23 protein-coding genes and 1 pseudogene are annotated in these 23,119 nt (G+C 70.9%); 5 read left to right on the plus strand and 19 right to left on the minus strand.

Features of this window, described 5'->3' with window-relative positions:
- Together IE142_RS33845 and IE142_RS33850 are read left to right on the plus strand one after the other, a co-directional pair.
- Window positions 1-867: methyltransferase (locus IE142_RS33845; protein ID WP_191889281.1), on the plus strand; the 867-nt coding region annotated here is incomplete at its 5' end.
- A gap of 17 nt (window positions 868-884) precedes the next feature.
- Window positions 885-1,349 carry a TetR/AcrR family transcriptional regulator gene (locus IE142_RS33850; protein WP_191889282.1) on the plus strand — a complete coding sequence of 155 codons (465 nt, stop codon included), beginning with the start codon at window positions 885-887 and terminating at the stop codon, window positions 1,347-1,349.
- Between the two features lie 70 nt (window positions 1,350-1,419).
- Here the strand turns inward: IE142_RS33850 and IE142_RS33855 are convergent, their stop codons facing one another.
- Complete coding sequence (locus tag IE142_RS33855; RefSeq protein WP_191889283.1) at window positions 1,420-1,908, minus strand: PhzA/PhzB family protein; 489 nt, start codon at window positions 1,906-1,908, stop codon at window positions 1,420-1,422.
- 218 nt (window positions 1,909-2,126) lie between these two features.
- Between IE142_RS33855 and IE142_RS33860 the strand changes: the two genes are divergently transcribed.
- On the plus strand, window positions 2,127-3,188 hold the full coding sequence (locus tag IE142_RS33860; protein ID WP_191889284.1) for a methyltransferase: 1,062 nt from the start codon (window positions 2,127-2,129) through the stop codon (window positions 3,186-3,188).
- On the opposite strand, the gene phzG is transcribed toward IE142_RS33860, so the two are convergent.
- The 7 genes and pseudogenes from phzG to IE142_RS33895 all read right to left on the minus strand — a co-directional run bounded on the left by phzG (window position 3,169) and on the right by IE142_RS33895 (window position 8,330).
- Window positions 3,169-3,825 (minus strand): phenazine biosynthesis FMN-dependent oxidase PhzG, encoded by a 657-nt coding sequence (gene phzG, locus IE142_RS33865; protein WP_191889285.1) that lies wholly within the window; start codon window positions 3,823-3,825, stop codon window positions 3,169-3,171. The two genes, IE142_RS33860 and phzG, sit on opposite strands and share 20 nt — an antisense overlap.
- On the minus strand, window positions 3,818-4,657 hold the full coding sequence (locus IE142_RS33870) for a PhzF family phenazine biosynthesis protein (RefSeq protein ID WP_191889286.1): 840 nt from the start codon (window positions 4,655-4,657) through the stop codon (window positions 3,818-3,820). Before IE142_RS33870 ends, phzG begins: the two co-directional genes overlap by 8 nt.
- A 39-nt stretch (window positions 4,658-4,696) precedes the next feature.
- Complete coding sequence (locus IE142_RS33875) at window positions 4,697-6,622, minus strand: anthranilate synthase family protein (RefSeq protein WP_191889287.1); 1,926 nt, start codon at window positions 6,620-6,622, stop codon at window positions 4,697-4,699.
- Entirely contained in the window at window positions 6,619-7,242 is a 624-nt protein-coding gene (locus tag IE142_RS33880; protein ID WP_191889288.1) for an isochorismatase family protein, read from the minus strand. The genes IE142_RS33875 and IE142_RS33880 overlap by 4 nt, the downstream gene beginning before the upstream one ends.
- 19 nt (window positions 7,243-7,261) lie before the next feature.
- A pseudogene (locus IE142_RS33885) lies at window positions 7,262-7,447 on the minus strand (3-deoxy-7-phosphoheptulonate synthase); the annotation flags it as partial.
- Between the two features lie 314 nt (window positions 7,448-7,761).
- Window positions 7,762-8,181 carry a sigma factor-like helix-turn-helix DNA-binding protein gene (locus tag IE142_RS33890; protein ID WP_191889289.1) on the minus strand — a complete coding sequence of 140 codons (420 nt, stop codon included), beginning with the start codon at window positions 8,179-8,181 and terminating at the stop codon, window positions 7,762-7,764.
- Window positions 8,178-8,330 (minus strand): hypothetical protein, encoded by a 153-nt coding sequence (locus IE142_RS33895; RefSeq protein ID WP_191889290.1) that lies wholly within the window; start codon window positions 8,328-8,330, stop codon window positions 8,178-8,180. Before IE142_RS33895 ends, IE142_RS33890 begins: the two co-directional genes overlap by 4 nt.
- 716 nt (window positions 8,331-9,046) lie before the next feature.
- On the opposite strand from IE142_RS33895, the gene IE142_RS33900 reads away from it, so the two are divergent.
- The gene (locus tag IE142_RS33900) at window positions 9,047-9,673 is read left to right on the plus strand and encodes a hypothetical protein (RefSeq protein ID WP_191889291.1); all 627 of its coding nucleotides are present in this window, start codon (window positions 9,047-9,049) and stop codon (window positions 9,671-9,673) included.
- Window positions 9,670-9,852, plus strand: coding sequence for a hypothetical protein (locus IE142_RS33905; RefSeq protein ID WP_191889292.1), 183 nt, complete (start codon window positions 9,670-9,672; stop codon window positions 9,850-9,852). The genes IE142_RS33900 and IE142_RS33905 overlap by 4 nt, the downstream gene beginning before the upstream one ends.
- Window positions 9,853-9,919: 67 nt before the next feature.
- Here IE142_RS33905 and IE142_RS33910 read toward each other — a convergent pair whose 3' ends face one another.
- From IE142_RS33910 to IE142_RS33960, 11 genes are all read right to left on the minus strand, one after another.
- Window positions 9,920-11,377 (minus strand): nitrosuccinate lyase, encoded by a 1,458-nt coding sequence (locus IE142_RS33910; RefSeq protein WP_191889293.1) that lies wholly within the window; start codon window positions 11,375-11,377, stop codon window positions 9,920-9,922.
- Window positions 11,367-13,337 (minus strand): FAD/NAD(P)-binding protein, encoded by a 1,971-nt coding sequence (locus IE142_RS33915; RefSeq protein WP_191889294.1) that lies wholly within the window; start codon window positions 13,335-13,337, stop codon window positions 11,367-11,369. Before IE142_RS33915 ends, IE142_RS33910 begins: the two co-directional genes overlap by 11 nt.
- Before the next feature lie 66 nt (window positions 13,338-13,403).
- The gene (locus IE142_RS33920; RefSeq protein ID WP_191889295.1) at window positions 13,404-14,381 is read right to left on the minus strand and encodes a 3-oxoacyl-ACP synthase III family protein; all 978 of its coding nucleotides are present in this window, start codon (window positions 14,379-14,381) and stop codon (window positions 13,404-13,406) included.
- Window positions 14,382-14,388: 7 nt separating this feature from the next.
- Window positions 14,389-15,564, minus strand: a complete 1,176-nt coding sequence (locus tag IE142_RS33925) for a hydroxymethylglutaryl-CoA synthase (protein WP_191889296.1) — start codon at window positions 15,562-15,564, stop codon at window positions 14,389-14,391.
- 2 nt (window positions 15,565-15,566) lie between these two features.
- Window positions 15,567-16,613, minus strand: coding sequence for a hydroxymethylglutaryl-coenzyme A reductase family protein (locus IE142_RS33930; RefSeq protein ID WP_229831157.1), 1,047 nt, complete (start codon window positions 16,611-16,613; stop codon window positions 15,567-15,569).
- Between the two features lie 28 nt (window positions 16,614-16,641).
- A complete protein-coding gene (gene fni, locus IE142_RS33935) occupies window positions 16,642-17,715 on the minus strand; it encodes a type 2 isopentenyl-diphosphate Delta-isomerase (protein ID WP_191889302.1) in 1,074 nt (357 codons plus the stop codon).
- 5 nt (window positions 17,716-17,720) lie between these two features.
- The gene (locus tag IE142_RS33940; protein ID WP_191889297.1) at window positions 17,721-18,776 is read right to left on the minus strand and encodes a phosphomevalonate kinase; all 1,056 of its coding nucleotides are present in this window, start codon (window positions 18,774-18,776) and stop codon (window positions 17,721-17,723) included.
- Window positions 18,773-19,831, minus strand: coding sequence for a diphosphomevalonate decarboxylase (mvaD, locus tag IE142_RS33945; protein ID WP_191889298.1), 1,059 nt, complete (start codon window positions 19,829-19,831; stop codon window positions 18,773-18,775). Before mvaD ends, IE142_RS33940 begins: the two co-directional genes overlap by 4 nt.
- Window positions 19,821-20,828: a mevalonate kinase gene (gene mvk / locus IE142_RS33950; protein ID WP_229831159.1), complete on the minus strand. Its 1,008-nt coding sequence runs from the start codon at window positions 20,826-20,828 to the stop codon at window positions 19,821-19,823. The genes mvaD and mvk overlap by 11 nt, the downstream gene beginning before the upstream one ends.
- 49 nt (window positions 20,829-20,877) lie before the next feature.
- Window positions 20,878-22,095, minus strand: coding sequence for an acyltransferase family protein (locus IE142_RS33955; protein WP_191889299.1), 1,218 nt, complete (start codon window positions 22,093-22,095; stop codon window positions 20,878-20,880).
- Between the two features lie 157 nt (window positions 22,096-22,252).
- A partial coding sequence (locus tag IE142_RS33960) for a methyltransferase (protein WP_191889300.1) occupies window positions 22,253-23,119 on the minus strand: 867 nt, incomplete at its 5' end.

Here is a 23,119-nt window from a genome sequence, read left to right on the forward strand (position 1 = left end):
TTCCTCGCCCACGACGAGAGCACCGGCGCCTACACCCTCGACGCGCTCGCCGACGTCCCGGAGCAGGACGAGCGGCTCGTGCTCGCCGATATGGACATGATCAAGACGGTCACCCTGCGGCAGCTGTTCTACCTGACCGAGAGCGTGCGCACCGGCACCACCGTCGGCCTGCGCGAGACGTACGGCTTTGCCGGCGACCTGTACAACGCTCTCGCCGAGCACGACGAACTGCGCGATTCCTGGTCCCGGTTGATGAACACCGCCACGGCTCACATCGACCCCTGGTTCTTCGGCAACATCGACATCCCCTCGGGTGCCCAGGTCCTCGACCTCGCCGGCAACACCGGCCTCGGCGCGATCCACACCTACCGGCACAAGGCCTCACCCGGGCTGAAGGTCACCACCTTCGACCTGCCTGCCAAGGAGAAGGAATGCCTGGAGAACTTCCGGGACCACGGCCTTCAGGAGCACTGTTCCTTCATCGGCGGTGACGTCTTCGAGGAAGTCCCCACGGGCTTCGACGTCGTGCTGATCAAACACTTCCTGCCCATGTTCGACAAGGACGACGTCTTCAGGATCCTTCAAGCGGTCCACCGGTCGCTGGACGTGGGCGGCGCCATCAACGTCCTCGTTCCGGTGTTCCCCGAGGACATCAAGGACCCCGACAACTACACCGTCGACTTCTACCCCAGCTTCTTCATCGGCTGCGCCATGGGACAGGGCGGGCCGCAGAAGCTCTCGACGTGGCAGCGCTGGATCGAGGAATGCGGGTTCACCATCACCAAGGCGATCGCCGAGGACCCCGCGTCCATGCCGAAGAACGCCCTCCCCGTGGAGGCCATCGTCTGTGCGAGGAAGAGCGAGTGACGACAGGAGAGGAAGAGATGTCCCGAGCCGCCGAGAAAGAAGGCATGGAGGCCCTGAGCTCGCTGGGAGCGGGACTCGCGCAGGCCGGAGCGGCGTCACTGGGCGGGCCGCGCGAACAGCTGGCCGAGAGCCTGCTGCGCTCGGCCCTGGCCAGGTGGGAAGACCCCGAGGTGCGTCCGAAGCTGCTCGCTACCCTTGCCGCCGCGACCACCAGCAAGGAGGGCGCGGAGCAGCTGCGCGCCTTCCTGTACTCGCAGCTCTTCGCGCAGGTGGGCATCGCGCTCAAGGACACGCCGATGGACATCGAGCAGGTGGCCGAGACGCTCGGCGTTCCCGCGATCAACATCAACGCGGCGGCGGCGCAGGTCTGGGGTGTGGTTCTGTATCGCTATGTCCTGGGCATGGAGCCCATCGCGTCGGCGTCGCCCGACGAGCTGATCGAGCTGCTCTCCCCCACCATCCAGCGCTATCTGCTCGGCTGAGGCCGTGGCAGCCGGCCCAGGGCGGCAACACCCGGTGGGCGAGTCGCCGCCTTGGGGCCGGACGCATTCGTCAGGTGGGGATCCCCTCGCGCCTGATCTCCGGGACGGGGATGCCGAGGGCCCGCAGTTGCTGGAAGGGGTTCATGAACTCGCGGTTCTGAACGATCTTTCCGTCCTCGAGCGCGAAAGAATGCAGGAAGTGGTTCTCGTAATAACCTTCGGGATAGCCTGGGAACCGTATCGTTCCGTGCCCGTCGCACTCGACCCAGAAGAAGTTCGGGTCCTGGGTCTCGAACACCTGGATGTTGTACCACTCCCAGTCCGGGAACATCTCGAGCGACCAGGCCCCGTGCTCGGCCAGCCGGTCACGGCCCCTGATGACGATGGGTTCCCCGGTGTCGGTGGTCCACAGACCGCCGCTGCCGTGTTCCACGAAGAGCTCGTGCCGGCGCAGTCTGGCGGTCCCTTTGGTGTCCGCCAGGTACTTCTCCACGGTGGCACGGTTCTTGCGGCGCAGTTCGACGGAGTCGGCGAAACCGCTCGATGCCTCGTCGGCCATGTTTTCCCCTCACGCGTTGGTCGGCCGTCAAGCCGAAGCATCGTGCCCGCGGCTCGGGGCCGGGTCGAGCGGGGTTCGCGTACGCGTGCGTGACGTTCTCCTGTGGTAATCGAGCGGAACGCGATGTGCCGGGCGCACGCTGGATGGCGCATGCCGGGACCCCGAGCACGATCCGTGCGCCCTTGACCGCCTCCGGCATGGGAGAGGGGATCTCACCGATGGCAGGCGCTCACCTTGGGGCCGCACAAGACCCGAAGCCGTCCGGCGCCTCGCAGGCGTCGGCCGAACTGCTCGATCTCGCCCTGGGCTACGTGTACTCGGCGGCCCTGCACGCGGCAGCGCGCTTCGCGATCGCCGACCATCTGGTGGACGGACCGCGTACCGCCGGCGAACTCGCCGAGGCGGCGCGGGCCCACGGACCGCATCTCCACCGGATGCTGCGGTTCCTTGCCACCAAGGGCGTCTTCCGTGAGGACGACGAGGGCCGCTTCCACCTCACCCCGCTCGCCGAGCCGCTGCGCACGGACGCGAAGCGGTCCCTGCGCGACTACATCATGGTGCGCGGTGAGGCGGCCTTCTGGGAGTCGGCCGGCCATCTCCACGAAGCGGTCCGCACCGGCACCACCGCCTTCGAGGGCCTGTACGGCGTTCCCTTCTACGACTACGTCGCCGCCGAGCCCGAGTTCGGCAGGTCCTTCCATTCCAGCATGGCGGCGTTCTCCGAGGCGCTGAGCAACGACATCGCCGGGGTCTGCGACCTCCCCGGCGCCCGGCACGTCGTCGACGTGGGTGGCGGGCGCGGCGGTCTGCTGCGCGCGCTCCTGCGGCGCAATCCGCACCTGACGGGCACGCTGTTCGACCTGGAGAACGTGCTGGCCGGGCATGTCCTCGACACCCCGGAGCTGGCCGACCGCTGGAGCGTGGTGGCGGGGGACTTCTTCGTGTCCGTTCCGTCCGGCGCCGACGTCTACTTCCTCAAGCACGTGCTGGCCAGCTGGCCGGACGAGCAGTGTCTGCGGATCCTGCGGACATGCCGCGCCGCCATGCCCGCGCACGCACGGCTCGTCGTCGTCAACGCCATGATCCCGCCCGGCAACGATCCCCATCCGGGCAAGACCATCGACATGCTGATGATGACGGTTCTCAACGGCAGGGGCCGTACCCGCGCCGAGTACGAGACGCTGCTCACCGCGGCGGGGCTCACGGTCACGCGTGTACTGGAGCCGTCGCCGCACGCCTCACTGATCGAGGCGGCGGCCACTACGGCTGAAGCCGGCTGATGTCCCAGCCGCCGTCGGCACGGTCGTAACGGAGCCGCTCGTGGAGCCGGTCGGTCCCGTTGGCCCAGAACTCCACGCTGGCGGGGACGAGGCGATAGCCCGCGTAGGTCGCCGGGCGGGGCAACGGCCGTTGCGGTTCGCCCAGCTCCTGCGCTTCGGCCCGCAGCCGGGCGACGTGCTCGAGGCCGGCCAGCGGCCGGCTCTGCCTGGACACGGTGGTCATGGCGTGGGTGAAGACGGGCCGTGCATACCACAGAGCCTCCGTCTCGGCCTCGGACAGCCGGTGCACGGGGCCCGCGAACGTGATCTGCCGGCTGGTCTCCCGCCAGTACAGGACCCCGGACGCCCATGGGTTCTCCGCCAGTTCGCGGCCCTTCCGGCTGTCGGCGTGGGTGGTGAAGACGATTCCGGCGCCGGTGACCGAGGAGAGCACCACCGTGCGCGAGGACGTACGGCCGCGCAGGTCCGCGGTGGCCAGGGCCAGGGCACGGGGCTCGCGCACCCCGTGTGCGGCGGCGGTCTGAAGCCACGCGTCCAGCAGCCTCAAGGGCTCGGACGGCGGGGCGAGGAACTCGGGGAAGTCCACCTCGACGGTGCCGGTGAGCGACTCCGAGCGTGTAGGTGACAGGTCAGACATGCAGCACCCCTTCGATGGTGAGGACCCCGTGGCCGAAGACGTCGACGGAGTCGACCCGGTCACCCTGCCCGTGCACGAGCACGCCCATGGGTGAGGGGCGGCCGATCTCGACGCCCTGAGTGATCTCGAGGCGCCGCCCGTAGGGGGCGAGGCCGTGCCGGGCGAGGTGAATGGCGATGGGCCCGGCGGCGGAGCCGGTGGCGGCGTCCTCCACGACCCCGTACGCGGGCGAGAACATCCGGTTGCGCCATGCGGCACCGGCGCCCGCGTAGCAGTTGACCGCCATGTCGGGAAAGCGGCCCAGAGCGCGGTGGTCGGGGTCGAGCTTCGCCAGTGCCTCGGTGCTGTCCAGGCCCACCAGAACGTGACGCGGGCCGTTGCGGTAGATGTCCACCGGGACTGTCGAGGCATCGATGCCCAGTGCCCCGAGGAGTTCGTCGGTGCGGTCGAAGGGCCGCCACGCCGGCACCGGCTGACGCATGCTCGCCGCGACGGGCTTTCCACCCGCCCGGTGGAGCTCGAAGGGGATCACACCCATCGCGGTCTCGATCCGCAGCCGGTCCGCACCGCTGCGGGTGCCCAGGGCGATGGCGGTGCCGAGCAGGGGGTGCCCCGCGAAAGGGAGTTCGTTGACGGGGGTGAAGATGCGCACGTGCGCGTCGTCGCCGTCCCTTCGGGGCCGGAGCACGAAGGTGGTCTCCGACAGGTTCATCTCGCGGGCAATGCGCTGCATCTGCTCTGCGGTCAGGTCGTCGCTGTCGAAGAACACCGCCACCGGATTGCCGCTGAGCGGCTCGCGAGCGAAGGCGTCGACGACTGCGTAGGTGTGCATCGGTTCTGTTCTCTCCTCGTCCAGAGGTACACGGAATGATCAGGCGGCGCCGGGGGCGTGGGCCGGCGCGAGCAGGTCGGTCAGGACGGCGCCGATGATGCGGGGCCCTCCCCTGGTGAGCACGGACTCGGCGTGGAACTGCAGGGAGGCGAAATCGGGGCCGCGCAGCGCGTGCACCTCGCCCGTGGCCCGGTCCCGGCTCAGCCGCACCGGGCCCACACCGTCCGCGATGACCGTGTCGTCGTCGCTGACCAGGGAGAAGGTGTTGTAGAAGCCGACGTGTTCCTCGGCACCGAACAGGTCGATCCTCTTCTGCACCCCCTGGTTGGGCACCTCTCTGCGGCGCAGCGGCAGGCCGAGCCTGAGGCCGAGGATCTGGTGGCTGAGGCAGACGGCGAAGAACGGCCTGCGTGCGCGCAGCAGCGTGTCGACCGCAGTGTGGAGGTGCTGGATCCTGGGGTTGGCGGCCTCCTGCGGGTCGCCCGGGCCCGGCCCCATCACGACCAGGTCGTGGTCCCCGAAGGCGTACCGCTCGTCGTAGCGGCGGACCGTCACCCGCAGCCCCAGGGACTTCATCTGGTGTTCGATCATCGCGGTGAACGTGTCTTCGGCGTCCACGACGAGGGCGCTGCGGCCGGCCAGGGCACCCGGCACCCACGCGCGTGCCGCGGGGTCGGTCAGCCAGAAGGCCGCGAGAGGGTCGTTGCGCCGCTGCAGCGCCCGGCGCACCGTCGGGTGGTCGGTGAAGCGGTCCGTGCCCTCGCCCTCCAGGGCGGCGACGAGTCCGGCCGCCTTGGCTCGGGTCTCCGCGGCCTCGGAGGCGGGATCGGAGTGCCGCACGATGGTGGCGCCCACGCCGATGGCGATGCGGCCCTCGGGGCTGATGTCCGCGGTGCGGATCAGGATCGCGGAGTCCATGACACGCTGTCCGCCGGCGTCCCGTCCGATGAGCGCGGCGGTACCGCTGTAGTAGCCGCGGCCGCCCGGTTCGTATTGGTGGATGGCACTGCAGGCGCTCTGCAGCGGGCTGCCGGTGACCGTGGGGGCGAACATCGTCTCGCGCAGGATTTCGCGTACGTCGCGGTCGGTGCGCCCCTCGATGAAGTACTCGGTGTGCGCCAGCCGGGCCATCTCCTTGAGGTGGGGGCCTTTGACACGACCGCCGTCGGCGCAGATGCGGGCCATCATCTTGAGTTCCTCGTCGAGCACCATGTACAGCTCGTCGGTCTCCTTCCGGTCGGCCAGGAACTCGAGGACGCCGGGAAGCGTGGGGCCCGAACCGGGGTAGCGGTACGTACCGCTGATGGGGTTCATCACGGCCGTGCCGCCCTGGAGGCTGACGTGCCGCTCGGGTGAGGCACCGACCAGGGTGTGGGTGCCGGTGTGGATCAGGAACGCCCAGTGCACCCCGGATTCGCGTTCGACGAGCCGGCGGAACAGGGCCGGGGCGCTGCGCGGCCCGTAGTCCGTGATGTCGGCGGTGAAGGTGCGCTTGATGACGAAGTTCGCGCCCTCGCCGGTGCCGATCATCTCCTTGACGACCCGGCGCACCACCTCCTCGTACGCCGCGTCGTCGACGTCGAACGCGCCGCCGGTGAGCGGGGTGGGCACCTGCGGGATGCGGGCCAGTGCCTCGCCGAGCGGCAGCTGTTGCGTGCCGGTCACGGTCATCGCCACCAACGGCGTTCCGTCGTCGGCACAGGCGAAGCCGCGTTCGGCGAGCTGCCGGTAGGGCACGACGACGAGAACCTCGTGGCGGGCGCCCGCGCCCTGGGCGGGGGGCAGCGGGATGTCGGCCAGGGTGGCGGGCAGGGACACCGGGCCTGTCAGGACGTCCACGACGCGGGGCCCGTGAGTGCCGGGCCGGTACAGCAGGGCGAACGCCTCCAGCTTTCCTTCGAGTGCCCGGTCGAGCAGGTCGGCGGCCGCCTCGGGCCCGGTGGGTGCGGGCGGATCGTACGTCATGCGAATACTTCCTTGACGGTGGTGACGAGGGCACAGCATTCGGCGGCGTAGGTGAGAGCCGAGCGGTGGTGTTCGCGGGAGAAGTCGGCCGTGGCGTCCGCGACGAGGAACGGCTGGATGTCGTGTGTGAAGGCATCGACGGCTGTGGCGAGCACGCCGATGTGGGCGAAGACTCCGCACAGGATCAGCTGGTCGCGGCCCTGCTCGCGCATCCACGTCAGCAGGCCGGACCGGAAGAACGCGCTGTAACGCCACTTGGTGAACAGCCGGTCGTGCCTGGCCGGTGCCAGCGCGTCGGCCACCTGGCGGTCCTCGGAGTCGGGGCGCATGCCGGAGCCCCAGAAGTCCTTGAGCAGCCCGCGTTGTTCGCCGGTCATGCCGCCGGGCTGGGCGGTGTAGGCGACGGGGACGCCCAGTGCGGCGCAGCGGTCGCGCAGCAGTGCGGCGTTGTGGAGGAGTTCCCCGCGCAGGGTTTCGGGCAACGGCTTGAGGAAGTAGCGCTGCATGTCGTGGACGAGCAGCACCGACCGGTCCGGGTCGGCCGTCCAGTCGACGACGGGTGCGGGCAGGTCGCCCGCGGCGGGCAGCGGATAGGGGCTGATGCGGGGTATGCCGGTCATGGCTCCACTTCCTGGTGGGTCAGGCGGCCCAGGACGAGACCACGGCTCTGGCCTGCCACGGGTTGAGGCGGGGGTCGCAGTGCGAGGTGTAGCGCTCACCCACGTGGCCGGGGTCGGCCTCGGTGGTGGCGCATTCGGTGACGTCGTCGGGGGTGGTCTCGAGGTGGAGTCCGCCGGGGACGCCGCCGGCGCCGCGCACGGCCTCCACGCGTACTTGCAGGGGATCGCTCCACTCGGGCTGCTGCGACGCCCCGCGGATGCGGATCCCCCGCATGACGTCCTCCATGACGCTCCGATCCAGCGGTGTCGCCTGTCGATGGCACACGAAAGAGGATGTTTATCGAGCAACTGGAACTGACATTGAATTTGAGGAAATACGTTCCCGACGTTCCCGGCGTATTCCTCTCGCACCGCAGTCACTATTGCGTCGCCCCGGACACGTCCGCAAGACAAATCGTTGAGGGCCCGATGAGCCCTCAAGGCGTACTCGACCGCCGCATCGGCGGATGGCGAGCCGGGCTAGTGGGCCTGTTCGGAGCCGAGCACCACGCGGAGCGTGTGGATGCGTCCGTCGGCGATGTCGAGTGCCAGGGCGGCGAGGGTCTCGCCGTCGCGGTCGCGGAAGACCACACCCGGCCGGCCGTCGACCGGATGCTGTTCCACCGTGACGCCGAATCCCACGAGCGGCGGCACGGTCACGGCGAGCAGCCGGGCCACGTTCTCGGCCCCGACGATCCGCCGGGGCCATCCCGCGGGCAGGCCACGACCGTCGCCGACCGGGACCGTGACGGCGAGCCGGCGGCACGCCTCCTGCGTGCACCCCACGGCCGCCGCGATCCGCGGGATGCCACAGCCGAAAACGTCCCGCAGGAGGAAGACGGCGCGTTCCAGGGACGACAGCCGCTCCAGGGCTTGCAGGGCGCGTTCGGCTCCGGTCACCCGGCCCTCCCCCGTGCCGCGGTGGTCACCGGTTCGCCGGAGGCGCCTCGGGCGGGAGGCGGGGCGGGGCCGGCCGTGGCGAGGGCACCGGCGAAGACCCGGGCGGTGGTGGCCCCGGCCGTGCGAGGGTGCGGCTGCGAGGTCGGCATGGCGGCTCTCCCCAACTGGTCCGTGCGGTCGCGCCGTGCCGGCCGTGCTCCGGCCGTTCGCGGATGCCGGCCGCGCGCTGCGGCCGCCGTCGTCCCAGAGGGCGATCACCGCCGTGCACCCGGCCGGTCGGGAGACGGGGCCGGTGGCGGTCCGCCCGTGCGGCGGTGCGGCCACCGGGCGGGAGCGAACCGTCGGGCGGCCGTGGCTCCCGCCCGGTGAGCGGTCGCCTCGGCCCTCGGGCGCGAGGCACCCGCGACCGGTGCGGTCCGCGTCCCGCGTGCCCGGGGTTTCCCGGCTTATGGCGTCCGGAACGCTATCCGCGGTGCTCAGGTACGGTCAACGGCCGCGGGTTGGCGCCCGAGTCCGATTCGACCGGCGGTCCAGCACAATTCCGCCGGCGCGGCCGCCTCCGCTCGGTGCGCACGTCTCAGGTGTCCTGAAACTGAACGAACCTAGGGCCGGCCTCCAACGGTGATGGACGGGGAATTTCACGCCGCTAGATTGTCGCTCTCGCCCCACGTTCGGACATTGACACCCACGATCGCTCGTGGAACGCTCGAAATCCCTCATAGGAACTCATGAGGAGTGCCGGGCAGGCATCGCCATCGCATGCACTTTCTCTTTGCCTCGGCAGCCGGGTCCGACTGCACCCGTTCCCCAGATTCTGATTCGTTCAAGGTTCACTGCCAGCAATGTGTGCCAGGTAAGGAGCCCCATGGAGTTCGACCTCTGCCCCAGGAGCCACGCCCGGGAAGTCCGCACCGCCATCGGTTCCGCCCTCTGCACTGCCTGCGTCAAGCAAGTGGAACGCAATCTGCGCGCCCTTCCGAGCTTGCACCAGGAATCCCTTTACCACATGTCGTCGCACAGGCGGATCAGCAATCCCACCAAAGTGTCCGGGAGCCGGAAGCGGGATCATCTGAACGTGTCCGTCCTCGATGCCCGGCACAACATCGCCGCCGTTCTGGGGTCCTGGGCCCAGATCGTCGTGGAAGAACGCGCAGTTCCCGCCCCGGCTCGCTCGGTGCCGCAGCTCGTGCGGTTCCTGACCCACCATCTGGATTGGTTGACCGCGCAGCCGCCGGCCGCCGACTTCGCCGACGAGATGGAGAGCCTGCGCACGGAACTGCTCGGCGTCATCGACCCCGCGCACGCCGGCCACCGTCCGCCGTCGGCAGCGTGCGTCGTGGATTACTGCACGGGAAACATCATTGCCTCGCCCCAGACTTCGGGGAGCGCGAAGAAGGTCAGCATCCGCTGCTCCTCCGGGCACTCATGGGAAATGCGGGAGTGGCTCGCGCTGCGGAAGCTCATGAAGCGCAAGCGTGAGGAGGAGGCATGAACAAGCCGCCACGGCACAGACTCGTTCCGACGAACGTAGCCGCCCTCGCGGCAGGGGTGTCGGAAGCCACCATCCGGAAGTGGGTGAGCCGTGGCAAGCTGACGCGCTACGGCACACCGAGGCGATCCGAGTTCGACATCGAGGAACTCACCGAACTCGCTTCGCAGCGCCGGCAGTGACACCGGACTCGCTCCGCAGCGCCGGCAGTGGCCGTGTGCCCTGTTCGGCGCGACGACCCGCGGCCGGTCACCGACCGTCGCCGGGAACATCGGACGTGTTCCACGGGGGCAGCGGCCGCGACAACGCGCGCTTCGTCAGCACGCCGGCGGCGCCCGTGTACGCCCGGGGCTCGAACAGGTCGGTGAGCCCGGCGCCGGTGAGGACCGCCGACGTCCGCTCGTCCCGACGCAGAACGTCGGCGAGGGATTCGCCGGTGCGTGCGGACCGCGCGGACGCCTCGTTCAGCACATCCCGCGCCTGTGCCTTGCCGATCAGCGGGGCGAGGACGGCGGCGATCCGCTCGGAGACGATCTGCCCGCCGGTGATCGCGGTGTTGACCCGCATGCGGTCGGTGTCCACGGTCAGTTGGGAGGCGAGCTCCGCCGCCTGGTGCGCCGCTCCCGCGGTCAGGCGGAGCAGGGTGCGCAGCGGCTCCCACTCCGCGTGCCAGGCGCCTGCCGACCGCTCGTCCTCACTCGGCATGCAGGCCAGCATGGTCGCCGCGAGCTGCGGCGTCTGCAAGGCGGCGGACCGGATGGCCGCGGCCAGCACGGGGTTTCGTTTGTGCGGCATCGCCGAGGAGGCGCCGCGTCCCGCGGGGGCCGGCTCGTGCACCTCCGCGACCTCGGTCCGGGTCAGCGACAGCACATCGACCGCGAACTTGCCCAGGGCGCCGCAGGTGAACGCCGCGGCGGTGGCCAGGTCCACCACGGGAGTGCGCAGGACGTGCCAGGGCAGCAGCGGGGCGGACAGCCCGAGTTCGTCGGCGAACGCCGCCGTGAGGTCCTCGACGTAGGTGGCGGGGTCGACGTCCGCGGCATGCTCCAGGTATCCGGCCAGCGTCCCGGCAGCACCGCCGAGCTGGACGGGAAGTCCGCCCGAGCTGAGCCGGTCCAGCCTGTCCACGGCGTCCAGGACGAGATGACGCCAGCCCGCCGCTTTGCAGCCGAACGTCGTGGGCACCGCGTGGAGCGCCAGGGTGCGGCCCGCCATCAACGTGTCCTGGTGGGTCTCGGCGAGGGCGGCCAGGGCTTTTGCGACACGGCCGAGATCGGTGCGGATCAGGCGCAGTGCCCGGCGGGCGACCAGGACGGTCGCCGTGTCGAGGATGTCCTGGCTGGTCGATCCGCGATGCACGTAGGCGGCCGCGTCCGGGTCGGCGCGGGCGACCAGCGCGGTGAACTCGCGTACCAGCTCCACCACGGGGTTGGCGGACTGGCGGACCTTCGCGGCCAGGGCCGGCAGGTCGAGGCGCTCGGCCCTGGCCGACTCGGTGATCACCCGCGCGGCCGTCTCGGGCACCGTGCCGAGCCGGGCCTGGGCCCGGCTCAGCGCCGCCTCCGCGTCCAGCATGCCCTGGAGCCACGCATGGTCGGACACCGCGGCCACGACGGGGGTGTCCGCCCATACCGGTGACAGCAGGCCGCAGTCGGGAGGCACCCGGGCCGGTCCGGGGCCGGTGGTGTCTGTGGTGTCACTGGGCATGGAGGAGTCCCTGTCCCGTGTGGGCGTTCGTCGTGGGTGCCCGCTGTGGAGCCGGTCCGGTCTCGGTGCCGCAGGCCAGTGCCGCCCGGGCGATGGCGTCGGCGTCGGTGAGGGTCACCGAGTTGACGCCGGGGCGGATGCCCGCGGCCGTCACCCAGTGCACCGACTCGGTGGGCACTCCGAAGGCGAAACGCCGCGGGTGCGGGCGCCCGGCCGCGTCGATCACGCGAAACGGCCGCTCGGTGACGGCCAGGCCGTCGGTCTCGTGCACGCCGTGGGTACGGTTGCGGATGCGGTACCTCGTGCACTGCCCGGTGACCAGCATGTGGCGCAGCAGGGGGTCTTCCGTGCGGGTCAGGGTGATGGCGGGCAGGCGTGCCTCGACGAGCGCGTCCACCGTGACCGACGACTCGGGCACGAGCGGCGAGTGGGCGGTGTATGCCGTGCGCTCGGCCGCCACTCGCAGGCCGGGCCCGACGAGGTGCAACGTGCCGGCTTCGACCAGCGCGATCACCTCTTCGATGCGGCGCACCGGCGGACCGATCGACAGGTGGGCGTTGAACGGGGTGTACCAGCCGTCCAGATCGGTGCGGTGCGAGTCACCGTGCAGGCCGCCGTGGTCGACGGCCAGGCGGATCTCGTTGCGCAGGTCCCGCAGGACGTCGAGGGCGGCCTTGAGCGGTCCGCTGACGTTGCCGGATCTCGCTTCCGCGACGTCCTGGCGCAGGTAGTCGAGGAGCCAGCCGGTGAAGTCGGCCGGGCCGGTGAACCGCCGGTCGCGGTAGGGCCGGGCCAGCAGGTCCCAGTCCAGACGGTCCTTGTCGCCGATGCCGTGGGCGTCGAGGACGGCGTCGGTCTGCCGCCCTTCCCGGCCGGCCGCCAGATAGTCGGCCTGGAACCTTTCCACCTGATGTTCGTCTCCGCGCGAGGTGAGCAGCGCGGCGTAGTAGACCGCTTCGGCCTCCCGTGAGATCAACGGCCACAGGTCCGCCTTGAAGTCGAGACCGCAGCGGCGTGTGCTGCGGCGCAGCGCCGCGATGTGCTCGGCGGTGAGCAGTCTCGGCTCGTGCCGGCCGTGCGCGCCCTTTTCGTTCTCGCCCCGGGCCTGGTAGGGGATGCCCCGGCGGGAGCCCGCGTACAGCCGGGGCTCCCTGCCGGAGGCGCGGTAGACCAGCCGCCCGCCGCTCCGGGTGAAGGAGCCTCCGCGGCCGACGGTGAGCTCGGCCATGTAGTCGAAGAAGTTCAGGCCGAGTCCGCGCAGCAGTACGCGGGTGCCCGGCTCCAGTACGCCGAGCCCGACGTCCGCGGGGCTGGCCGGCGGAATGTGCACCAGTCCCGAGGTGCGTGCCTGTGCCGCGAACGCGCGCTCGGCAGCGTCCGGGCGGGCGGGCACGTGGCCTTGGCAGAGGATCACGGCGTCGAGCCCGCCCAGCCGGGTGCCGTCGCTCAGCTCCACCCGCTGCAGGGTCCTGGGCGCGGCGTCGGGGTCGTCGTGCAGGGCGACGGCACGGGCGCGGTGGGTGCTGACGGCGAGGTGCGGGGGCGCGCCGTCCACGACGCGCCGGTAGGCCCAGCGCAGGTAGTGGCCGTAGAGCGCGCGCGTCGGATAGCTGTCGGGCCCCAGAGTCCGGGTCTCGTGCAGGAGGTGGGCGGGCAGGTCGTCGCCCGTCTGCGCCGCCGCCCACTCGTGCAGGCTCGGACCCGGCTCCAGGGGGCCCTGGAGGTCCACGGTGGCGTCGGTGAACACGGAGATCTGTCCGGCCACGGTGTTCATGAGCAGGTGCCGCGACTGATCGGTCCGCCAGACCCGCCCGGGACCCGGCGGGTAGGGGTCGACCAGATGGATGTGGACCATGCCGGGCCGAGGGAGGGAGCGGGCGTTGGCGCACAGTCGCTCGAGCAGGCTGAGTCCGCGTGGGCCAGCCCCTATCACGCAAACAGTGTGCGGTCTCGCTGTCATGTCAACCGTTTCTGCCGATGTCGGACAACATGGCCGGCCCCTGGGGCGGCGTGCCCCAGGGGCAGTTCACCACTCGACCAGGGCGAGTCCCGCGGCCATGCCACCGCCGAAGCCGGCCAGGAGGACGAGATCGCCGGGGCGCAAGGCTCCGGTGCGGGAGGCGGCGTCCAGCGTGATGGGGATGGAGGCGGCTCCGGTGTTGCCGTAGCGCGTCACAGTGAGATGCAAGGACGCGTCCGGCAGACCCAGCTCCGTGAACACCGTGCGGAGCAGGACGCCGTTGGCCTGGTGCGGGACGACGTGGCGGATGTCGGCGGGGGCGGCGCCGGCGTCGTGCAGGAACTGCTTGGCCAGCGGCGGCAGGCGTTCCTCGACGAAGCGGCGCACTTCGCGCCCGTCCATCGCGAAGTACTGCAGCCCGGCGTCGAGGGCGGTCCGGTCGGCGGGCAGCCGGCTGCCGCCCGCCGGCACCCGGATCAGATCCGCCAGGTCGCCGAACGTGTGCAGCGCGGTGTGCCGGACGCGCGCGCCCCGGCCGTCGCAGCCCAGGACCATGGCGCCGGCGCCGTCCCCGAACAGCACGACCGTCCTGCGGTCGAGGGGGTTCAGGATGCGCGAGTAGAGGTCGGCGCCGATGACCAGTGCGTGGCCGCCGCGCCGGGAGAGCACGCCCTCCACGGCGCTGAGCGCGAACACCTCGCCGGAGCAGACGGCGTTGACGTCGAATGCCGCCGCGGCCACCGCACCGAGGTTGTGCTGCACGTATGCCGCGGTGGGCGGTTGCGGCCGGTCCGGTGTGGAGGTGGCGACGACGATCGCCGTCAACTGCTCGGCGGTGATGCCGGCCGACGCCAGCGCGGCCCGTCCGGCGGCCGTGGCCAGGTCCGAGGTCGCCTGGTGGGGGGCGGCCCAGCGCCGTTCCCGGATGCCCGTTTTGCGGACGATCCAGGCTCCGTCGACGCCCGCGGCGGCGCCGACCTCGTCGTTGGCGACGACCCGCCGCGGCACATAGGCGCCCGTACCGAGGATGCCGATGTCGGCCATGGGCGAATCAGCGCCTTTCGTAGACGCGCTTGTGGCCGCGCAGCCCCGCGAACCGGAAGGACCCGGTGGTCTGGGCCGGGGTGGGGTGGTTCGACCCGTCGGTCGGGAAGGACCACTCGTGCAGTTCGCGGTAGGCGGCGTAGTCGAGCGTCCGGCGCCGGTCGACCGCCGCCCGGTGCGCCTCGGTGCGCAGGTGCTCCCGGTAGCCCGGCACGACCCGGCCGGCGAAGAACTCGGCGACGCTGCCGGACCCGTAGCTCAGGAAGCCGACGGACCGGCCGGACAGGTCGTCCGCCTGATCGAGCAGAGCGGCCAGGCCCAGGTACACCGACGCGGTGTAGCTGTTGCCGATGACCGCGTTGTAGGCCGTGGTCCGGCCGACGGCGCGGTTGATCTCGGCCTCGTCCGTGTCCTGCCCGCAGGTGTTCAGCAGATGGCGGTGGGCCTTGTGGGCCATTCTGGTGAACGGCTGGTGGTAGCAGAACGCGCTGAACTCGTGGAGCGGGTGGCCGCCCTGTTCCGTGTAGTCCTTCCAGGTGCCCTCGACCGCCTGCAGATACGCGGCGATGGACTCCTGCCCGTCGACCAGTGCGGCGTCCCGGTAGTTGGGCCGCCAGAAGTCCATGACGTCGGCGGTGAACAGACCGGACGGCCCGTCGGTGCGCACCAGCGCGGGGTCCGTGCCGACGAGCAGGGCGACGGCTGCGGCGCCCTGGGTGGCCTCTCCCGGGCTGTCCAGTTCGTACTTGGAGACGTCGCTCGCGATCACGAGGACCTGCTGTCCGGGGTCACGGTGCACCAGCCCGATGGCGAACTGCACAGCCGCCGTCGCCCCGTAGCAGGCCTGCTTCAGTTCGACGACCCGGGCGGCCGAGGGCAGTCCGAGCAGCGAGTGGACGTACACACCGGCCGACTTGGCCTGGTCGATCGACGACTCCGTCGCGAACACCACCGTCCGGATGCGGTCGGTGCCGTGGCGGACGGTCAGGGGTTCGGCGGCGGCCGCGCCGAGGGTGACGATGTCCTCGTCGGCGGCGGCCACGCTCATCGACCGCTGGCCGATGCCATGGTGGTACTTGCCGATCTCGGTGCCGTTGTGTGCGGCCAGCGCCGTGTGCGGCAGGACGAACTCGGTCGTCGCGAACGACAGGTCGTGGATCCCGATCGCGCCATCACCGGCCATGCCTAAACACCGACCTTCACTGTCTGCTTGTCGCGTTCCAGCTGGACGTGCGCGCGCATGAGTTCGCCCGGGTTCGTCTGTGCCGCCAGGAGCGAGAGCTCACCGCACAGCACGGTCGCGGCGGCGATGACGGCCAGGCGGCGCGCGTTCTCGCCGGGGACGCGCTCGGCCCTGCAGCCGAGCCGGGTCAGGTTGGCCTCGACGAAGTCCAGGCCCTTGCCGTTGCCCACGGTGCCCACGATCAGGTTGGGCAGGGTGCAGGAGAAGTACAGGTCGCCGTCCCGGTCCTCGGCCATCGTGACGCCCTGGGAGCCCTCGACGATGTTGGCCGCGTCCTGGCCGGTCGCCAGGTAGAACCCGAGGAGCATGTTGGCGAAGTGGGCGTTGGCCGAGCGGATTCCGCCGGCGAGCAGGGTGCCGAGCAGGTTCTTGCGAAGGTTCAGCTCGGCGATCTTGGCGGCCGTGGTGCGCAGGACCGTCTCGACGACGTCGCGCGGCACGAGGAGTTCGGTGACCACGTTCTTGCCGCGTCCGAGGATGCCGTTGATCGCGGTCGCCTTCTTGTCCGTGCAGTAGTTTCCGGAGATCGATCCGTAGGAGATTCCCGGGACGGTCCGCAGCAGGTGCTGCAGCAGTGCGTCGGAGGCGAGCGTCGCCATGTTGTGGCCTGAGGCGTCACCGGTGGAGAACTCGAAGCGGACGAACAGCAGATTGGCCGCGATCTCGTGCCGGACGCCGATGAGTTCGGCGAACCGGCTGCAGGCGCGCACCACGTCGCGCAGCTCGTCGATCCGTGCTTCGATGGTCCGGGCGGCGGTATGGGCCGTTTGCGCGTCGACCGCCTCGACGAGCACGGACCGGGTCATGCGTTCGTCGACGAGGGTGGCGACGATGCCGTCCTCGGCCAGCATGGAGACCTTGGCCCCGCGCCCCACGGAGGGCCACAGCGGCGACTCGTAGGTGGCGAGAGGGACATCGGTCTCGACGGTGGTGACGTTTCCGGAAACACGCAGGGGCCCCACCCACTTCATCGGGACCCCTGCGGTCATCTGGGCGTTTGTCATCATGTACTTCCCGTCAGGTTGCGGGGGCGTGGACCGTGCGGGACCGCTGAGCGAGCGGTCCCAGCGCGATGCCCCGGTCGATGCAGAAGGTGCGAAGGTCGCCGTGAACGGTCAGGTCGCAGCGGGTCAGCTCGGCGGGGGTGCGCGCGCCGAGCATGGTCAGCAGCGCCGTCAGCTGGTCGAGCCAGGCCGAGATCAGGGCGGTCAGTGCCTCGACGCCGCCGTCCAGGAGGGTGCGGAGGAATCCTCCGGACACGCCGACGCCGGAGGCGCCGAGCGCCAACGCGCGGGCTGCGTCGAGGGGGCTGCGGACGCCGCCGGAGGCGAGGACGGGGATGCCGGCGTCCTGTGCGTCCAGGAGGCAGGCGGCGGTGGACAGGCCCCAGCCGTGGAGATAGGCGTAGTCCGCGGGTCCGCGTCGGTCGTTCTCGATGCGGGCGAAGTCTGTGCCGCCCCGGCCACCGAGGTCCGCGACCCGCACGCCCAGGTTCCGCAGGGTCAGGACGGTCTCCCGGCTCAGCCCGAATCCGACCTCCTTGACGATCACGGGGACGTCGGAGGCGGCCGCGATCTTCTCGATCTGCCCGAGCCAGCCGGAGAACGACCGGTCGCCCTCCGGCATCACCGTTTCCTGCACGGTGTTGACATGGATCTGCAGGGCGTCGGCGCGCAGCAGGTCGACGGCACGCTGAGCCTGCTCGGTGGTGGCGTTGGCGTTGACGTTCGCCAGGACGAAACCGTCCGGGTTCTCCGTGCGCAGCACACTGAACGTGGCGGCGCAGTCGGGGTCCTTGAAGTACGCGCTCATGGACCCGGACGCCAGGGGCACCCCGGTCTCGCGGGCGGCGATGGCAAGGTCCCGGTTGATGATGCCGGTCTTCGTGCTGCCTCCGGTCATCGCGTTGATGTACAACGGGACCTGCCAGGAGATGCCGGCGAAGGTGGTGGCCAGCGAGACGTCGGCCCTGTCGATGCCGGCCAGGGCGTGGTGGACGAACGAGACCTCGTCGAACTGATTGCGTCCACTGTTCGTGCGCTGCTGTTCCAGAGCGAGCCGGACGTGGTCGTCCTTGCGTCGGCCGATCATGCCGTTCATACCGGTCGTTCCTCGTTTCTTTCCGTCGCGGGACGGATCGGCAGGGGCCGCACCCCCGCTGCCGTCCACCGTTCGCGCAGGTGAGCGATGTCCGGGTGTGCTCTGGCGTCCAGCAGGGCAAGGCCGCAGTCGCCTCCGCCCGCTCCGGAGGGCTTGGCCGCGCCGCCGACGGATTCGGCGACCTCGCACAGCGCCGTCAGCTCCGTGGTGAAGATGCCGAGGCCCGCCTCCTGGTCGAGCTGTGCGAGCGCGCGCCGGGCGCGCCGGACCTGCCGCAGCAGGCCCGGCCCGTCACCGGTGGTGAGTGCGTCGATCGCGGCGTGCACCACGTCGGTGGAGGTCTCCACGAACCTCCCGTGGGACGCGCTGTGCCGCCATGTCCGGTGGTGCGGGGTGGAGGCGAGGGACGCGGTCGAGGCGGGCCGTCCGGTCCAGCCGACCTCCAGGGTGAGCCCGCGGGGCGGCGGTAGCCGACGGACCTCGAGTCCGGTCCAGGGGGCGAGCAGTGCTGCCCGAACACCTTGGCGGCGGGCCAGTTCGAGCACGCGGGCGCGGTCGGGCGCCCGGTAGGCGATCCAGCCGCCCCAGGTGCTGGCGGCCACGTCACCGCCCGAGCCCCGGGCGTCGATCTGTGCGGTGGCGAGCAGGGACAGGCGGAACAGATGGTCGTGCGAGAGCAGGAGTCCGCAGAATTCCGCGACGGCCGCCACGGTCGCCACGGTGACCGCGCCGCTGGAGCCGAGGCCGAACTTCCGTCCGTCTTCGTGCAGTCGGCTGCTGACCGCCACGCGCAGCGCGGGGATGCGCAGGCCGTGTTCGGCCAGCAGGCGGCCGACGATCTCGATGGCCGCCGCCACGTGGGGCGATCGGCGCCGGGGGCCGAGGTCGGAGGCGATCACCGTGTCGGCCGTCTCGGAGTGGGACACGGTGACGACGACGTCCCGGTCCACCGCCATCAGGATCGACGGGGTGCCGGGCTCGACCACCGCGTACTCACCGACGAGGAACAGCTTGCCCGGTGCGCGCCGGACGACCGTCCGCCGGGCGGTCAACGTTCCTCCCTCCCCAGCAGACGAGCGCCGGGGCCGGGCCCGGCGATGTGTGTCGCCGCCTCCGGGGCCGCGCCGCGCACGGCGCCGGCGACCCGCTCGGCGTCCGCCCGGTGGCAGAGCACCTTGACGTTGGGTCCGGCGTCCATGGTCGCGTAGGCCGCTACGCCCTGCTGCCTGAGCCGGAGTACGGCGTCGAGCACGGTGACCGTGGCCGGCGCGAGGTAACGCACCGCCGGGCGCGCCGCGAGCATGGTGGCGTGCATGCCGAGGGCGTTGCGTTCCGCGAGCTCGCCCACCCCGTGGAGGTCTCCCCGCCGCAGCGCCGCGCGCATCTCGGCCAGGTCGTCCTCGCTGGAGCGGGCCCACGCCTCGTACAGCGGCGAGGTGTCCACGGTGTGCCGCATGGCCACACGGCTGGACATGGCTTTGGGGCCCGCGTCGACGACGGCCAGGACCAGCGCCGGTTCGAGGTCCCCCACCGGCACCGGCTCGGCGTACGAGCCGAGGTCCGCCTCCGCGGCCCCGGCGGTGGACGGTCCGGGGTGCCATTGGGCGAAGCCGCCGAACAGCGAACGCGAGGCCGATCCGGACCCCCGCCGGGCCAGGCGGGACAGCGCGGTGGCGTCCAGGTCGAGTCCGTACGCGGTGGCGGCGGCGACGGCGAGTGCGGCGAAGCCGCTGGCGGAGGAGGCGAGACCCGCCCCGGTGGGGACGGTGTTCTCGGTGTCCACGACAGCCCGCCGGGACGATCCGGCGCGCCGGCGCACCAGGTCCAGGAAGGCGGTGACGCGGTGCAGCGCCTGGCCCGTCACGGGCACGCCGTCCAGGGTCACCGTGTCGTTCTCGGCTGTGGGGTCGAGCCGGACGCGGGTGGTCGTCGGGAAGATGTCCAGGGTCATCGAAAGGCTGCCGGTCCGCGGCAGGACGAGTCGCTCGTCGCGCTTGCCCCAGTACTTGATCAGGGCGATGTTCGGGTGCGCGACGGCCGTCGCCGCTGCTGCGGTGGCCCGTTCCCCGGCCCGGTTCCGGGCCTGGGCGTCATGGTCAACGCGCATGGCGGGAGGATCCTTTCAGGGGGACGGCCCAGGTGTGCGCGGCGCCGGCGCGATGCAGCCGCTGGGTGACCTCCCGCGCCTGGTCCATCCGGGTCAGCGCGATCATGCAGCCCCCCAGGCCGCCTCCGGTCATCTTGGCTCCGAGGCTGCCCGCGGTGAGTGCGGCTTCGACCAGCGCGTCGATCCGGCCGGTGCTGAGACCGGCCGCGCGCAGCAGTTCGTGGTTGTCGGTGAGACATGTCCCGAGTCTCTCCGGCCTGCCCTCGGCCAGGGCCCGTCGGCCGGCGTCGGTCAGTTCCCGGGAACGGCGCACGAACTTCTCCCGCGCACCGGCGTTCTGCTCGAACGCTGAGCGCAGCAGCCCGACCGCGTCCTTGGTCCGGCCCGTGTCGCCGCTGTCGGCGACGATGAACAACCCGTCGCAGCCGATGGGCAGTTCGCGCACCTGCCCGCCCTGGAACAGCAGCGGGGCACTCGCGCCGACGGCCTGGGCGTCGACGCCGCTGGCCCGTCCGTGCGCCACGCTCTCGGCCGTTTGCACCAAGGCGAACGCGTCGCTCTGCGACAGCTCCCGGCCGAAGAGGTCGGCGAGCGCGAAGACGATCGCCCGCGCACAGGCCGCGCTCGACCCGAGTCCTCGGCCGGGCGGTATGGCGCAGTCCACGATCACGTCGAGATTCGGGCCGCCGGACACTCCGAGGAACGCCTTGACCTCGCTTGCCAGCCGCCCCAGACTGCCCGAGGCCTCGGTCGCCAGCGGCCGCGACGCGGAGCCGCTCATCGTGAAGAGCACGCCGTACCGGCCATCGGCGGTGCCGTGCGACCAGCCCGCGCTCGCCGTGACCGTCAGTTGCTTCATCGGCAGAGCGAGCGCCGGGGCACCGTAGACGACCGCGTGTTCACCGAGCAGGATCGCTTTGGCATGCGCGCTGCCCGTGCCGATGGAACGCGCTCGGTGGTGCTCCGCCAACTCCTCCGCCGGGGCCTGTGGGGTCAACGCGCTCAGCTCCTTGTCGCTGCTGCTTCGAGATCGCACCGCCCGCGGGTCAGACGGTCTCACCGGCCGGCACGTGGTCCGTGCCGCGTGTCGTCCGCTCCGGGGCGGGGTGCGCGGGCTGCCGCTTCCCGCCGCGGCTCCAGCGGCGCATCACCGGCTTCTCCACCAGGCTGTACAGCAGCCATGCGGCCAGCAGGTTCACCGCGAAGAGGACGATCAGCAGGGCGAGCGCGCCGGTGGTGCCGAAGGTGCGGCCGTCGAGCAGCTCAGGGCGGCCGTAGAAGATCACGAGTACTTGGACGAGGTAGAAGGCGAAGGAGACGTTGCCCAGCCACACCATGACCCGGCCGCCCAGCCAGCGGCCCTCGCCCCGCAGGTCCGCCGAGGCCGCGGCGCAGATGACCATGCCGATCGGGACGATGGTGGTGAGGCTGAAGCTGTACGGGGCCGGGGCGAGGATCGCGCCGTAGTACCCAGCGGCGAACAGGGCCACCGAGGTCGGCAGGCCGATGCGTGGCCACATGCCCGCGATGACGATACGGGCCAGGATCATGCCCAGGACGAACTCGAACAGGCGCGGCGGCGGGAACGCGTAACTGAACCACTGCTGGTTGACCGTCAGTTCGAGCCCCGGCAACCGGGCGTGTCCGGGGATGTAGCGCGTCACCACCGACACGCCCGCCACACCGGCGGCCATCGTGCCGGCCCACAGCCACAGTCTGCTGTCCGCGATCCGCCGCACCAGGACGATGAACAGCGGGAACAGCGCGTAGAACAGCAGTTCCGAACAGAGCGACCAGGAAGGGAAGTTGACGCTCTGCACGGTGTCGACGCGGTTACTGAACGCGTGTACCAGGAACAGGTTCGGCAGCCATGCGTGCAGCGGGGTGGCGGAGGCGAAGAGCAGCATGGCCAGCGCCCAGGTCACGATGTGGTTGGGATAGATCTTCAGCGCACGGCGCCGCCAGAACCCCGTGATCCGTTCTCCGGGAGTCGACGACCAGGTCAGCACGAAGCCGCTGAGCACGAAGAAGAAGGAGACACCGATGTTCCCGGCGGAGTCGAAGAAGTCGGCCAGCGCCTTGGCGACGCCCGGGTCCTCGAAGAAGGTGAAGGACGCCGTCGGTTGCAGCGGGTTGAAGAGCATCGTGCTGTGGGCGAGGAACACGAGCAGCGCCGCGATGAACCTGATGCCGGTCAGCGAGGGTAGCGTGGCCCGGCGCCGTGCCGGGTCGCTGGTGGTGATCACGGCTGGTCGGACTGCCATGTGCGCACTGCCTTTCGGTCAGAGAAGCGGCCCGCCGGGCGGCATGCGGGGATCGCGGTGGGACACGCGACGCGGTGGTGAGTTCGCCGGCCACCCGGAGGCGGACGCCGGCCCGCCGGGCTGGGCCGCCCGGCGGGCGGGGCGCGGCCGGCCCTCTTCAGGCGACCTTGGTCGCGCTGAGGATGGCCTGCACGGGAATGACGTCCGGCGGGATCTCGGCGGAGTCCTTGGTGATCGCCTTGGTGACCTCGAACCCGCTGTCCTCCAGCCAGCTGCGGTAGGTCGACAGCTTCTGCGGACCGCCCTGGCCCATGGTGGCGCCGATGAAGAAGGCCGGGAAGAAGTCGACGTTGTAGTTGTCGGTGTCCTTGATGTTCTCGGGGTACACCGGCACCAGGATGTTGACCTGTCCGCCCGCCTTCAGCGCCTTGTTGACACCGCGGAGGATCGTGAGCACGTCGTCCTTGTCGAACATGTCGAGGAAGTGCTTGATCAGCACGACGTCGAACCCCTGGGGGATCTCGTCGAAGACGTTGCCGCCTATGAAGGACAGGTGCTCGGACATCCCGTGGTCCCGGAAGTTCTCCAGTGCCTCGTTCTCCTTCTCCGGCAGGTCGAAGGTGGTGACCTTCAGCCCGGGTGAGGCCTTGTGCCGGTAGGTGTGGATCGCGCCGAGGCCGGTGTTGCCGGCGAGGTCGAGGACCTGGGCACCCGAGGGGATGTCGATGTTGCCGAAGAACCAGGGGTCGATGTGGGCGGTGACGGTGTCCATCAGTTTCGACCAGGCGTCCCGCAGGTCCCCGTGGTCCGCCACGGCGTCGTACAGGGTCCCCTCGGCGCCGTAGAGTTCGCGCAGGCCGACGGTGGTGCCGGTGCGCACGCTCTCGGTCAGGTAGAACAGCTGCCGCAGCGCGGTGACCTTGATCAGGTTCATGTAGGCGCGGGCACGCCGCAGATCGGTCTCCGGGACGTCGGCGAGCGCGTCGAGGGTGTAGGCGCCGGTGCTCTCGTCGTGGGCGAGGAA

The sequence above is a fragment of the Streptomyces mutabilis genome (assembly GCF_014649815.1).
In the GTDB taxonomy this organism is placed as follows: domain Bacteria; phylum Actinomycetota; class Actinomycetes; order Streptomycetales; family Streptomycetaceae; genus Streptomyces; species Streptomyces mutabilis.

Coding starts and splice junctions, on each gene's coding strand:
- IE142_RS33955 (WP_191889299.1), bottom strand. CDS start 22,095: ATGGCAGTCCGACCAGCCGTGATCACCACCAGCGACCCGGCACGGCGC.
- mvaD (WP_191889298.1), bottom strand. CDS start 19,831: ATGCGCGTTGACCATGACGCCCAGGCCCGGAACCGGGCCGGGGAACGG.
- IE142_RS33925 (WP_191889296.1), bottom strand. CDS start 15,564: ATGGCCGGTGATGGCGCGATCGGGATCCACGACCTGTCGTTCGCGACG.
- fni (WP_191889302.1), bottom strand. CDS start 17,715: ATGATCGGCCGACGCAAGGACGACCACGTCCGGCTCGCTCTGGAACAG.
- IE142_RS33880 (WP_191889288.1), bottom strand. CDS start 7,242: ATGACCGGCATACCCCGCATCAGCCCCTATCCGCTGCCCGCCGCGGGC.
- IE142_RS33910 (WP_191889293.1), bottom strand. CDS start 11,377: ATGCCCAGTGACACCACAGACACCACCGGCCCCGGACCGGCCCGGGTG.
- IE142_RS33920 (WP_191889295.1), bottom strand. CDS start 14,381: ATGGCCGACATCGGCATCCTCGGTACGGGCGCCTATGTGCCGCGGCGG.
- IE142_RS33895 (WP_191889290.1), bottom strand. CDS start 8,330: ATGCCGACCTCGCAGCCGCACCCTCGCACGGCCGGGGCCACCACCGCC.
- IE142_RS33930 (WP_229831157.1), bottom strand. CDS start 16,613: ATGACCGCAGGGGTCCCGATGAAGTGGGTGGGGCCCCTGCGTGTTTCC.
- IE142_RS33855 (WP_191889283.1), bottom strand. CDS start 1,908: ATGGCCGACGAGGCATCGAGCGGTTTCGCCGACTCCGTCGAACTGCGC.
- IE142_RS33915 (WP_191889294.1), bottom strand. CDS start 13,337: ATGACAGCGAGACCGCACACTGTTTGCGTGATAGGGGCTGGCCCACGC.
- IE142_RS33905 (WP_191889292.1), top strand. CDS start 9,670: ATGAACAAGCCGCCACGGCACAGACTCGTTCCGACGAACGTAGCCGCC.
- phzG (WP_191889285.1), bottom strand. CDS start 3,825: ATGTCTGACCTGTCACCTACACGCTCGGAGTCGCTCACCGGCACCGTC.
- IE142_RS33860 (WP_191889284.1), top strand. CDS start 2,127: ATGGCAGGCGCTCACCTTGGGGCCGCACAAGACCCGAAGCCGTCCGGC.
- IE142_RS33870 (WP_191889286.1), bottom strand. CDS start 4,657: ATGCACACCTACGCAGTCGTCGACGCCTTCGCTCGCGAGCCGCTCAGC.
- IE142_RS33850 (WP_191889282.1), top strand. CDS start 885: ATGTCCCGAGCCGCCGAGAAAGAAGGCATGGAGGCCCTGAGCTCGCTG.
- IE142_RS33900 (WP_191889291.1), top strand. CDS start 9,047: ATGGAGTTCGACCTCTGCCCCAGGAGCCACGCCCGGGAAGTCCGCACC.
- IE142_RS33875 (WP_191889287.1), bottom strand. CDS start 6,622: ATGACGTACGATCCGCCCGCACCCACCGGGCCCGAGGCGGCCGCCGAC.